The following is a 12,639-nucleotide window of genomic DNA, read 5'->3' as shown; positions in this document are numbered from 1 at the left end:
CCTGTGGCCATCGCAATTGCCCCCAGTGCCAGCACCATGAAGCCAGTCAGTGGATCGAACGTCAGCAGGAAAAATTGCTTCCGGTTGAATATTTCATGGTAACCTTCACACTTCCTTATGAATTAAGAGAGCTGACATACTGGCATCAGAAGATAGTGTTCAGTCTCTTCTTTTTATGTGTATCCAGTACGCTGAAGGATTTTGGTCTAAAGCCCAAAAACCTTGGAGCAGAAATTGGCATGACCATGGTGCTTCATACCCATTCCAGAAGACTTGATTATCATCCCCACCTGCATGTGGTGATACCGGGTGGGGGAATAGACAAACTAAGGAAGCAATGGAAGAAAATAAAAGGGAAGTATCTTTTCAATGATAAAGCCCTTGCAAAGGTTTTTCGTGCCCGCTTCCTTGATGCTCTGAACAAAGAAGGTTTGACGGTACCGACAGGAATCCGGTCGAAATGGGTGGTGCAATGCAAAGGAGTTGGAAAGGGACTTCCCGCCATCAAATATCTCTCACGTTATCTCTACCGGGGTGTGATATCGGAAAAAAATATCATTTCCAGCAAAGATGGGATGGTAACCTTCCGGTACACCGAAAACACGGGTAAAATCCAATACAGGACACTGAAGGGTGAGGATTTTCTTCGTCTTATCCTTAAGCATGTGCTGCCCAAGGGCTTTCGAAGGATCAGGGACTATGGATTTCTTCATAGCAAAGCCAAAAAGCTACTTTCACTCGTTCAATATGTCCTGCGTGTCCAGCTTGAGAGTATAACTCCTGTCCCAAGAGCTTCTTTCAGCTGTCCCCGCTGTAAGGCTCCCATGGAGGTTCTGTTTTTCCTTCTGAGACCCGGATGAAAAGGATTAATTGGCAATAACCAGGCATTAACTGAATCGTGGAGGTGGCAAAGCTATGAAAATACAGTGCTTTTTTGAAGCCTTGTAAAAGGCTTTGCCCCTCTGCGTCCTCAAAAAATTCTTCCTTCCAGACTACCTCCGGATACACCGCTTCCAAAAAATGATATTTTCTTATATTAGAAACCTGTCGGGGATGCCGCTACGGGCTGGTTCAACGTCGGATAAGATCGTGGTTCGTCCCTCACACGATCTATCCTTATTTGTTAGCTAGTTACCTTCTTACATAACCAGCCGTTACCTCTCTTTCGTTGGGGTTAAAGTTAACCCGCAACCTTGCCGGAAGAATCTCTGTGTCGATAAATTCGTAGCTATCTCCCCGGTAGTTAGCAGACCTAGTCAGCTTCAGCAAGCCGGCTGTTCTTCGCATAATATCCAGACGGTTTCGTTCCTGAGAAGACATATAATAGGTTTCACCTTCAACAATTACCGGAACAAGGTTTGGGTCATAACCAGCGGAGACAGGAGCGCCTTTTAGCTCGAGCGGGTTACTCCACCTCTCTCGCCCACTATGAACAACAGCCCTGCCCTGTTCTACCCTGCTACTCCATGACCGCATCGAAGTATAGTATCGCGTTCGCGGGTCGTTAAGCTGCAGGGCACCAAGGATGGTACGCTGACTTCGACTCTTTGCCGATTGGCGGCTGATCATCTCGTTTAAACGCGGGCTGAAAGGCCCCATCCGGAAAGTGGATTCGTTCTCCAGTCCCCCCACGGCTCGGCCCACATCTTCTGCCCAGCGGATATTTTCAGGTAACAGACCTATCCCGTCGGCTATCGTCTCGACAAACATGGTAACAATAGCCCCCACCATCCTGGCTTCCAAGCGAACAAGCTGTTGTTCGGAATGGGCAAGCTGCCCCCAGCGCTCGAAGATCATATAATCTTCTATCCAGTGGTTGCCCCCGGCCTTGGCTTTTTCAGAGCTTTCCCGCATCTGTTTTACAATTTCCGCCTTTACCATGGAGCGCATTTGTGTAGACTTGGAGTGACGCGAGAATGCCTGCTCAAGAAACTGATCAACAAACTTTTCTACACACGCCTTGCCCTTCTCTTCCCAAGTCTGGCTCTTTTCAGTACTGCTCGGGGCAGGAGAGGTTTGCCTTGCGCTTGTTGCCGGCACTGGTAGCTTCTTGGGGCCTTCCCTTATCGCTGGTGTTTTCTGCGGCATGGCAACGGTGGAGGTGGCGCCCACTACTTTGCTTTCAGAAGGGGTTACCAGTATTCTTTCTCTGCTCGTTGCAATTCGTCCTTCTGCGTCGGTAACTATTATATCAAGGAAACCGACCCCTGTTTCTTTAGTGGCTATCCCCCCCACAGTTCCTCCTAACTCACCCGCTCGGTGTCCGAGGCTAAAACCCTCACCGGAGGCACTCATTTCCACATGCAACGGTTTAGTAAAGCTGATAGGCACCCGCACAGAAAACGACTTGTTTTCACCGGACTTCAAGCTATCAGGAAGATCGAGGACCAACCGGTAAGGCTCTTTTTTGAATGTTGTGCCGGCTGTATGCCGCTGACCACTGTCGCTTTCAATCTCGGCCTCGACAGCGATTTCCCTGTTAACCGGCACCTTTTCCGGGGGGATTCCAAGACCCACCCTGAATGGTGGCGTCTCCCCCGGCCGGGGCCTTTCCACCGAAACGGTCTCGATAATTTCGCCGCTGGCCTTATCCCTGGCTGTCAGGGTGATGCGGGCTTTCTCCTCATGCCGGCCCAGGCTGTAATGCGCATAGAACAGAGGTTCGTCGTCCGGGGAGATAAGCGGGGTATGTTCCTGCCTGCCCGGGTCATCGGTTATCAGCACCCGGTCGATACGCACCTTCTGCGCCACCGTGAAGGGATATGTGGCCCGGGTCTGCTGCTCGGGATCGGCCAGATAGGCGTGAAAAAGTCCGACCACATATTCGCCGTCCGGAAAATCTTCCAGTTGGAACCGAAAGCGAAAATTGCGGGTTGCACCGGCTTCGGAAACCTGATCCTGCTTTGCCAGCCCTGAAACAGGTTCTCCCGCGGCGTCATAAACCTGCCAGGCGATTGACGCGGTTTCGGGCTTGCCATCCGGGAAGGTGATGTCGGATTGAAAAGCCAGAATTTCCCCGTTCTGAACCGACCGGTTCAAGGGTTGTCCGCCGTGATCCCCAAGTGCCGCCTCAATCGTGAATGGATCCGGAGATAGCCTCGGGAGACCCAGCCTGAACCGCAGCTCCTGATAGCCGATTCGCTTGTATCCCGGTTCGGTGTCAACAACAATGCTCACCTTATAATCACCCGGTGTCATGCCGGTCGAATCGAAACGGAGAAGCCCCGCCTCCGGATCGGCTCCGTTGGCACGCTTGTAAGTCTCACCGCCCACCGCCCAATTCACCTGGAAATCCTCCCGCCACTGGCCGATGCGGTGAACATGAAACGCGAGGATATCGCCCGGGAGAACGTTTTCAACCTGCCGACCCGTGTCCGGATCGATCAGCGGTTTCCCGCCCCGGTGGAGGTAGTGGCCCTTGGCCGCTACAATACTTCCAACCCCGGTACGATCGGAGATGGTAAATTCCGCCTGGGCGAAATCAACCTGTAGGCCGCTTGCGCCCTCGAAGATCCGCAAAGTCGCGGTGTACTGCCCCGGTGAAAAGCCTTCGGGGATCGTGAACTGCATCTGATTGGCTTCGGGATTATTGGCCCTCAGCGGTGCCCGGGCATCAACGCCGGGAGCCAGAACCACGGTGTGCCCGTCGGCCATGGTCAATTCCCAGCGAACCATATAGTCCGCGGTCCACTGCTCATTTTTACGGGCTATAAAGCCCAGTGTTTCACCGACATCGACTTCCCCCGCCGCCGGGCCGCCGTCCACACCGCCCCGGCGGCTGGACAGACCGCCCAGACCGAACTCCTGCGCCCTGTCATGGGCTGCCTGCCTCATCTCCCTCAGCAGGCGCCGCTGCTCAGCATGGCTGAAGTCGGCCATAAAATTGTTGCCAACATCCCAAACCATCCGGCCGCCTTCCATCAATGCCTCGCCCCCTTGCAGAACAGGGTCTAATGTCATTGATGCTATGGTTTCAGCAGTAATGGTGGAGGTTGCAGCGAACATCACAAAGGCCGGATGGGTTTCCCAACCTGCTTCACCGCGCTTGACCATATCTTCAATGTATTCTCTGGCTCGTTCATCAACCCGCCAACCTCGCTCTACCGCGTCCAGCACCGACACCGGAATCAGTTCTATGGCCGCGATGCCTGCCTTCCTGGCATACTCGGTCATGACCTGGTCATCGGGGGCAATATTAAGAAACTCAATAGGGTGACGGCCTTCCCTGGCCTGCTCCAGGCGATGATCAATTGACTGAATGTTGCCGACCCAACCGGCCAGTAGGCCGGCGTTTTGAAGGCGGGTGGAAGGACGAGGCGGCGGCGTTTGCTTACGAGCAAACTTTAATGACTCGGTTTGGCCACGCATATGTTCTGCAAAGTCCAATGGGTCTCGAAAACCATGTTCCTGCAGGTTACGGATGATTACATCCACATCGGTGTCACTGGTGCCCTTGACAGCTTTAACAATCCTGGATGCCTGGCGGAAATTTTCCGGGGTACTGCCTACATCATACCCCTGCTTTTGATATGAAGTACGTATCGCCTCCAGCGTCTCCACTGCTTTTTTTGCCTGGACCAGCCCTTCGGTGGTATGCATCCGTTGCAACTCAGTGAGCCGATGGCGCTCCGCGGCAGGCAAAGAGGGGTTTTTGAGTTGCGTTTCAATGGCCTGGGCCGCGCCCAATTCACCCCAACTTTTCTGAAAATACATCTGCGACATGCTTTCGGGATTATGAAGTAAACCTTCACCGGCCTTGACTCGCACCACATTAGGGGTGGATTCAACCTTTGACCGTCCCGGACCGCCATCGCGCACCCGGATGGTGGAATCGGCTTTAACTCTTGGCTTGTAGCGACCCTGACTATCCCGCTCATAGGTCAAAGAGCGGGCTTGATCGCTGTAATCATGACTCGCCTCCACATGGAAGCGGTCGGTAGGCATCTGACGATAGCGGGCCGCGTGTGCGCGCAATGCTGCCGGGTCGTTGGCATTGCCTTGAAAACGGGTTTGTTTGGCAAATTCCCGGTAGTACACCTCTTCCCATTTTTGCGTAGGAACTTCGACCCAACGATTGGACTCCACTTCCACCAGAACCCGGACATCCCGGTCCGTGTTAACCGAAGTTCCCTGTTCCCCCGGAGTCCGGAAATCATGGGTGATCACCGGTTTTCCCCGGTACTCCGGCAAGGATTTCACATGCCTGATCACCTGTTGATCCGTTGGACGGTATACCTGAGAGTCCAATATGGTCATGAACCTTTCTTGTGCCGCCGCCGATCCATGCACTTTGATATCCCGCGTGTATCGGGAGTCAGAAAATGTCCGCAGCACCTGGTCCACATCGGTGTCAGCAGCCGCCGGCAAAAGGCCAAGCGAAATAAACAGCAATGAGAATACAACGAGCCGGGAAAGGAAGAGGAGCTGATTGATCATAGGTTATCCTCCTTATCCCATCTTGCCAGAAGCTCGGCGGCGTACTCCCGTATTCCTGACTCCGCGCCATCCAAAACCAGCAGCCGGCCAAGGACATCCCGTGCCCGTTCACCTTCACCGGCATGGCGCAACAATACCGCCTTGCCTGTGGCAACTGCTGAGCTCTCCGGGCGAAGATCCTGCAGCTCTTTAAAATAAATAATGCCCGCCTGAAGACGACCGTCCAGGATATAACACAAAGCCAAAGGGGCGGTGTTCATCGGGGTGATCATTGCGGAGTTTTTTTGAAACAAGCTTTTATACTGTTCAATGGCCGACCAAAAGCGACCCTGTTTCATCAGAACCTGGGCCAGAAGAACTTGTGCGGCGCCGTTGGCCGGATTGATTTCCAGGGCATCAATCAAAAGATCGGTTGCCAACTCAAGTGCTTCCAGATCATTTGTAAATTCCGCATAAACTATGGCCAGAAGAACTTTGGGCCGATCCCAGCCAGGGCTGAGTTCAGATGCGGAAGCGGCATAATAAATTGTTTTTTGCAAATCAGCGGTTTTCTCGGAGGATAGCCATTTCCGATAATATTCCGCCGCATATACGGCCCGGAGACGGGCAAGTTCGGCGTAAAGCAGGTCCGATGGCTGTTTATCAACCTTTTCTAGCAAAGCAGCTTCTTCTGGAAGGTGAAATGAATCTGCCATAACAAAATATGCGCCAGTCAGAAAAATGGTCATCATCAAGCAAAAATTTTTCATCTACTTCACCCCATAATAAGCAACAATTATCGATTAACCAGCTGAAAATCCAGACATGCCTATTCATATGCAGGCTCAAAGGTTGTGGATAAGTTATCCATATTCCAACTCATGTGGGAGAAATTGATACTTCTTATGTTGCTGTTTCCGCGCCTTCATCCTAAAATTCGGTTCATTTTTAGACCTACGAAATTTCTTAACTCAAGTTTCGGACTTGAAATCACAGGAGAGATATGGCTGAATTTAATGAAGGCTTTGAGTAACAAGAATACTTGACTACAATACTCTATATGATAACCGTTTAAAGAGTAAAATCTGCATGCAAGACAAAGACAAGGCCCAACAAACCTTATAAAATCAAACACCTTGTTATTTTTTTTACACCTCACCATGTATTTTTACTGATCTGACACCCAATAATTATTGTAGGAGGTCTTTTTGGTCACCGAGGTACAAAAAAACAATAATGTACGGAAATCCTGGAGCTCAGAATCTGCATTCATTGCTTCCATGGCAGCAGCGGCGGTGGGGCTGGGTAACCTTTGGCGTTTTCCCTATATTATGGGAGAAAACGGTGGAGGTGCCTTTGTCGTTGCCTATCTTCTGGCACTCATTATTGTTGTTTTTCCAATTATGGTGTTGGAAGTCGCCGCTGGTCGCATGGCACAAGGCAATACCATCGCCACTTACCGCAAAATCAACCGCTTTGGTGCTTTCTACGGGTGGATGGTTGTGCTGATTACCATGGCCATTACCAGTTATTATCTTGTCATTACTGGCTGGACCCTGGGTTACGCAACCCATGCAACAGGCAACAATCTTCAGGACTTCAATGATTTTACCGATGGATACAATTCTCTCTGGTTCTTCATTCTTGTCACCCTGCTGGCAGCCACGGTACTGATCCGGGGGGGTTGAGGCCATTGAAGCCATATCCAAAAAACTTATGCCCGTTCTCATAATGGTAATCATCGGCCTGGTTATTTTTGCCAGCCGAACGCCGGGCTGGGATCAGACCAAAAGCTTTTTCTTCACTGTGGACTGATCCCGCATGGGAGATGGTTCTCTCTGGGTATTTGCCTTTGGTCAAGCCTTTTATACACTGGCAATAGGGCAAGGTTATCTGGTAACCTATGGTAGTTATATCCCCAGAAAAACCCATGTCCCCCGCGCATGCATCACTGTTGCTCTCATAGAAACAGGCATTGCACTTCTCGCAGGCTGGATGATTTTCCCCTTTGTTTTCAGTTTCGGCCTTGAACCCAATGAAGGTACTCAGCTGGCCTTTGCCACCCTGCCAAGGGTCTTCGAAAATATGGCTGCGGGCTACATCCTGTCCATTCTCTTTTTCTCTCTTTTCTTTGCGGCTGCTTTCAGCTCCTGTCTTGCAGGATTAAAAATAATTATTGCCGCCGTTACCGAAGAGTTTAAGTTGAAAAACTGGCAGGGGGTTATCCTCGTCTCCAGTTTAATGCTCATTTTGGGTGCTGCATCCGCCCTCAGTTTTACCCCTATGGGATTGAACATTGGTGGTGAACCGGTTCTGGATGTAATAGACCGTATTGCTGGTGGCAATGTGATTATCTTCTCTGGTGTTATGGGGGCAACTCTTTTCTGCTGGTTCGTTCCCCCCAGCCGCATCCGCACCGTTCTGGGAACAGGCAACCGCTGGTGGGAATGGCGGATTTATCTTGTGGGCCGCTTCCTCCCCATTCTGGTTATTGGCTGGATCATTATCACCTATGCCCTCCGCCAGATGGGCTTATGAGACGGCATACAACTTGTCTCTCAATGTATCAGAACAGAGAAACTTTACCAGAATATATCGTTTAAAAATTCCCAACCCCTGAATCTACGACATGATTCAGAATCCCCGGGAGCAGGAAAAAAACTCCTGCATCCCGGAATCATCAAAAAATTATCTTACACAAGCCCCCTCTCACCGAGGTTGCCGTAACGGTGGTAGGTGTGGCAGATGCTCTGCTCCCTGAGGTACTGCAGCAACTCAATGCGGCCTTCCATAAAGACCGGCACCCTTGCCACATAAAAACCAGTTTCTGCGGCTTTCTTCAGAAGCTCTTCGGGCACCCTGTCTTCTGAAGCATAACGGATACGATCCCGTAAAGGAATACGCTCTCCAAGGGCCTGATCCGTTTCACGCAGTACAGCAGCACCCTGCAGCAGTTTTTCCGCCCAGTGGGTACTCAGAAAATCCACCGTCTTTCCTGCCATATCCGGTGCAATACTGAGCTCAAAGGGACAAGACGTTATCCGGCAGGCCGCTATTCTGGCCAGAACATCAAAAATACTGTCCTTTTCATGGATACGGATCACTGTCCTGCCCACGGGACGGTAACGCACAAGGTTGTCCTGGCCCCGCAGCCGGAAATAATCCTTTTCCCTGGAAAACTCCTCCTGCCACCAGAAAAGGTAGCTTTCAACGGCTCTGGAAAATTTAAGGATATCTTCTTTGTCTTCGCCAAACCCGCCCCACTTTGCCTTAAGGGCCATGTCCTGAGCCAGACGGAGCACTCCATGATCAGAGTCAATGGGACCTGCACAGGGCCAGTCTTTTTCCTCAAAATGCATGAACTGGCTCACATAATTGGGTCCTCCGGCCTTGATCCCGCTGCCCATGGCCGATTTGCCCATGCCTCCGAAGGGCTGGCGCAGCACAATGGCTCCGGTGCTGCCCCGGTTGATGTAGAGGTTGCCTGCTTTGATGCTGTCCTTCCACAGGGCCTGCTCCCTTGGGTCCAGACTTTCCAGGGCAGAAGTCAGGCCATAGCCCGTGGCATTGACAATGGAAATGGCATGTTTCAGGTTTTTCGCCCGCATGACACAGAGAACAGGCCCGAAAAATTCCGTCATGTGGGAATAACCGCCCTCTTTCGTTCCATATTTAATGCCCGGTGTCCAGAGATAGGGATTATCGCCCACCTGTTCAGGCTTAAGTACCCATTCTTCCCCCGGCTCCAGGGTGGTGAGGGCCCGGAGAAGATCCCCCGAAGGCGGCTGTGCCAGAGGACCCATTTTAGACCGGAAATCCCAGGGCGATCCCACATGCCAGCTTTTTGCCGCATCCACCAGCTGCTGCTTAAATTTTTCATCATCGTAGACATCCTTTTCCAGAATCAGCAGGGATGTGGCAGAACACTTCTGGCCAGTATTGCTGAAGGCTGAATGGATGACATTGGCAATGGCTGCGTCCCTGTCACTCATGGAAGATACTATGGTGGCATTTTTACCGCCCGTTTCCGCACAGAGGAAAAGATCCGGCCTGTCCTTTAATATGCGAAGCCCCGTTTCCGTACCGCCGGTGAGAATCACAAAATCCACATCCCTGTGATTCACAAGACCTGCACCCACAGAAGAACCGGAACCGGGAAGAAACTGGAGAGTGTTCCGGGATATACCAGCCCTCCAGAAAGCCTGACAGAGTATCCACGCAGCCAGAACCGCATCACTGGCAGGTTTGAAAATCACGGTATTGCCTGCGGCAAGGGCAGCCACAACCCCACCGCAGGGGATGGCCACGGGAAAGTTCCAGGGAGAAACCACAAGGCCAACACCCTTGCCCTTCATCTCCATACCGGAAAGCCTTGTAAAATTTTTTGTGGACCATGGATAAAATTCCGCAAAATCAATGGCCTCACTGATCTCAGGATCGGCTTCGGAAAAGAGCTTGCCAGTGTTGGCAGCAGCTGCCCCCATGAGATCACCCCTTAAGATACGAAGCTCAGCCGCCGCTCTGGAAAGAAATTCGTGACGATCTTCCCATGAAAGGGAACGCCAGCCATCGGGATCCGCCTTGGCCGTGGCCACAGCCTTCTGCACATCAGCATCCGTACCCATGGCAAAGAGGGCTGCTGTCCGCCTCTTCTCTCCACTGGCTGTGGAAGGATCAAACTGGGCAGCTGTTTTTCTTTCCTCAAAAACCTCTTCTCCGGCAATGACAATGGGAATATGCAGGGGTTCTTTTTCTTCCTTCACCTCCCACTTTTCCCTTACTTCTGCCGCCCAGATACGGTTTTCTTCAAGGGTAAAATCCGTATCCGCCTCATTGACAAAGCACTTTTCATGGAAGGTTCCCTTTTTCACAGAAAGGTCTTCACTTCTGCGGTTCTGGTTCCTGTGACCTTCAGAGCCTACAGTATTTCTGTGTCTGCATGCATCATGATACTGATTCTCAAGGAACTTCCACTCTTCAGATCCCACATTAAGCTTACATGAATAGCGCAGGAAATTTTCAGGGCCTGTATTTTCATCCAGCCTGCGGATAAGGTAGGCAATGGCATTGATAAACTGCTCACGGCTGGCCACCGGCGCATAATAAAGCACAGCCCCTGTGGTTTCCTGAATGGCCCTTCGCACATGGTCGGCCATGCCTTCAAGCATTTCAAAACCCACAAAGGCCGTGGCACCCATGGCCTTAGCCCTTTCCCAGGCATAGGCCAGCTCAAAGAGATTGTGGGAGCCGATACCCAAATGCACGGCTCTGATATTTTCCTGCTCCATACCATAATCCACCATGCGGCGATAATTGGCATCCACATCCAGCTTGTTGTCATAGGGAGCAAGGGGCCAGTTATGCAGGGCCGCATCCACCTGCTCCATCTCCATGTTGGCGCCTTTGACCAGACGGATTTTAATGGGTGCCCCGCCGGAAGCCACCCGCTTTCTGGCCCAGTCCGTCAACTGCTGCTGAATGGGCCAGGCATCGGGAAGATAGGCCTGCAGCACCAGACCTGCGGAATGCCCCAGAAACTCCGGCTGATCCAGAGTACGGCAGAAGGCTTCCGCTGTAATGGCAAGATCTCTGTATTCTTCCATATCCAGATTGACAAATTTTGGTGTCAGGCTGCCGTCGGGATGAGAATAATGGTAGGCGGCTGCAGTGCGGTAGAGAAGGGAGAGTCTTTCCACCAGAACCTGTATGGTTTCCTCAAAGGCAAAGGAATTAATCTGGGAATAGATAGTTGATATTTTAACGGATATATACTCAATATCCGGGTTTTTCAAATCTTCCACATAGGTTTTAAGACGCTCGGTGCACTCCCCTTCCCCAAGAACCGCCTCACCCAGATGGTTGATGTTCATGCGGACACCCTCGGCCCTGCGGGTCGCCAGATGGGCATGGAGGGCTTCCGCCTCACCCGGCACAATGGACCGGCTGCTCTGTTTGCGGATGGCATCAATAAGTTTAGGAACGGATACCTTTGGAAGATGACGGCCTGCCCGGCTGAAAATCTGTGCCAGTATCTTCTCCTGAAAGGAGAAAAACCGGGGAATACCATCACTCTCCAGAATATGCACCACCTGCTCTGCCACCTTTGAAAAGTCCGAAGAACGGAAACTCCTGTCAATGAGCTTTGTCAGGGTGACCTTGTCTTCGGGGCGGTTCAAAAGCTTTGACATCTGGGACTGAATCCGCTTTTCTTCGTCAGTAAGAAGGCTGTTGGCCCGGCTCTGCCACTCACGGGCCAGCTCTGCGGCTTTTACAATGACCGGATCCTGCATTGTCTCTGTCATATTTTTCTCCTTTAGCATCAAATGTCATGGTGACAATTCATTAACATAATCCAGCCCGGCACGCAGACAGACTCACTTTCCACCATCAACTATGAACCCGTCATAACGGGCAAGATGGGCCTGCATGCACCGTGCAGCACCTGCTTCATCTCCTGTCTCCACCGCATCCACCAGCAGACAGAGATCCCTGTAATTCCCCTCAAGGGTACTTTTGTCTCTGGGCACATAGCGATCAAAGTAGGGATGGATATTTCCGTGGATGGTCGCCTGAATGGTTCTGTACACCTGATTGCCGGCAATTTCTCCCAGGGTCAGGTGGAGACGGTTGTCTGCGGCAATCACAGCCTCCCAGTCAAAGGGCTCTTCCAGAGCCTGGGCCATATCCTTTAAAAAATCCCTTAATATAATAATGTCATCAAACCCTGCTCTGCGGGCGGCCAGACCAGCAATACTGGCTTCAAGATCTTTTCTGAACTCCGCAAGCTCTGCTGGAGAAACCTTGTTTCTGCGCAGAAGCAAAGCCAAACCCTCGGTTACAGGTGCCGTTGCCACCTCCCGTACAAAGGCACCTCCACCCACACCCAGACGGATTTCAATCAGGCCTTTCTGCTCCAGTACACGGAGGGCTTCCCGCAGGGTTCCCCGGCTCACATCAAAAATTTCCTTCAATTCCCTTTCGGGGGGAAGCTTGTCCCCCTGCACCACACGACCTTCAAGAATGGCATCCTGAATCTGTTCCACCACATCCTGAAACATCCGGTTCTGCTTTGCTTTTTCAAACATACAAGTCCCTTGTCCATTTCTTTTACAGAACAGAAAAAATGCAAACCTCCAATGGTCAGACCTTTATACATAAATACAGCAGGAGCCGTCAATACCCCTTTAAGGGTCACAAGATCTTTGACAAGCCTTACTTGATTGT

At 51.5% G+C, this 12,639-nt stretch carries 7 protein-coding genes; 3 read left to right on the top strand and 4 right to left on the bottom strand.

Features of this window, described 5'->3' with window-relative positions:
* Positions 1-860: IS91 family transposase (locus tag FIM25_RS14065; RefSeq protein WP_139450496.1), on the top strand; the 860-nt coding region annotated here is incomplete at its 5' end.
* Positions 861-1,131: 271 nt separating this feature from the next.
* Here FIM25_RS14065 and FIM25_RS14060 read toward each other — a convergent pair.
* Together FIM25_RS14060 and FIM25_RS14055 are read right to left on the bottom strand one after the other, a co-directional pair.
* Positions 1,132-5,436, bottom strand: coding sequence for a hypothetical protein (locus tag FIM25_RS14060; RefSeq protein WP_139450495.1), 4,305 nt, complete (start codon positions 5,434-5,436; stop codon positions 1,132-1,134).
* Entirely contained in the window at positions 5,433-6,185 is a 753-nt protein-coding gene (locus FIM25_RS14055) for a tetratricopeptide repeat protein (RefSeq protein ID WP_179953404.1), read from the bottom strand. The genes FIM25_RS14060 and FIM25_RS14055 overlap by 4 nt, the downstream gene beginning before the upstream one ends.
* Positions 6,186-6,623: 438 nt before the next feature.
* Between FIM25_RS14055 and FIM25_RS17345 the strand changes: the two genes are divergently transcribed.
* Together FIM25_RS17345 and FIM25_RS17340 are read left to right on the top strand one after the other, a co-directional pair.
* Complete coding sequence (locus tag FIM25_RS17345; protein WP_218961439.1) at positions 6,624-7,103, top strand: sodium-dependent transporter; 480 nt, start codon at positions 6,624-6,626, stop codon at positions 7,101-7,103.
* Positions 7,104-7,236: 133 nt separating this feature from the next.
* Positions 7,237-7,953, top strand: a complete 717-nt coding sequence (locus FIM25_RS17340) for a sodium-dependent transporter (RefSeq protein ID WP_218961437.1) — start codon at positions 7,237-7,239, stop codon at positions 7,951-7,953.
* A 155-nt stretch (positions 7,954-8,108) separates the two neighbouring features.
* On the opposite strand, the gene FIM25_RS14045 is transcribed toward FIM25_RS17340, so the two are convergent.
* Positions 8,109-11,717 (bottom strand): proline dehydrogenase family protein, encoded by a 3,609-nt coding sequence (locus FIM25_RS14045; RefSeq protein WP_139450493.1) that lies wholly within the window; start codon positions 11,715-11,717, stop codon positions 8,109-8,111.
* A gap of 72 nt (positions 11,718-11,789) precedes the next feature.
* Positions 11,790-12,500, bottom strand: a complete 711-nt coding sequence (locus FIM25_RS14040; protein WP_139450492.1) for a FadR/GntR family transcriptional regulator — start codon at positions 12,498-12,500, stop codon at positions 11,790-11,792.
* Positions 12,501-12,639 lie beyond the last annotated feature (139 nt).

The sequence above is a fragment of the Desulfobotulus mexicanus genome (assembly GCF_006175995.1).
Taxonomy (GTDB): Bacteria; Desulfobacterota; Desulfobacteria; order Desulfobacterales; family ASO4-4; genus Desulfobotulus; species Desulfobotulus mexicanus.
Note: the sequence above shows the minus strand (reverse complement) of the source record. Positions and strands in the feature narration are given on the sequence as shown.

Coding starts and splice junctions, on each gene's coding strand:
- FIM25_RS14060 (WP_139450495.1), bottom strand. CDS start 5,436: ATGATCAATCAGCTCCTCTTCCTTTCCCGGCTCGTTGTATTCTCATTG.
- FIM25_RS14055 (WP_179953404.1), bottom strand. CDS start 6,185: ATGAAAAATTTTTGCTTGATGATGACCATTTTTCTGACTGGCGCATAT.
- FIM25_RS17340 (WP_218961437.1), top strand. CDS start 7,237: ATGGGAGATGGTTCTCTCTGGGTATTTGCCTTTGGTCAAGCCTTTTAT.
- FIM25_RS14045 (WP_139450493.1), bottom strand. CDS start 11,717: ATGACAGAGACAATGCAGGATCCGGTCATTGTAAAAGCCGCAGAGCTG.
- FIM25_RS14040 (WP_139450492.1), bottom strand. CDS start 12,500: ATGTTTGAAAAAGCAAAGCAGAACCGGATGTTTCAGGATGTGGTGGAA.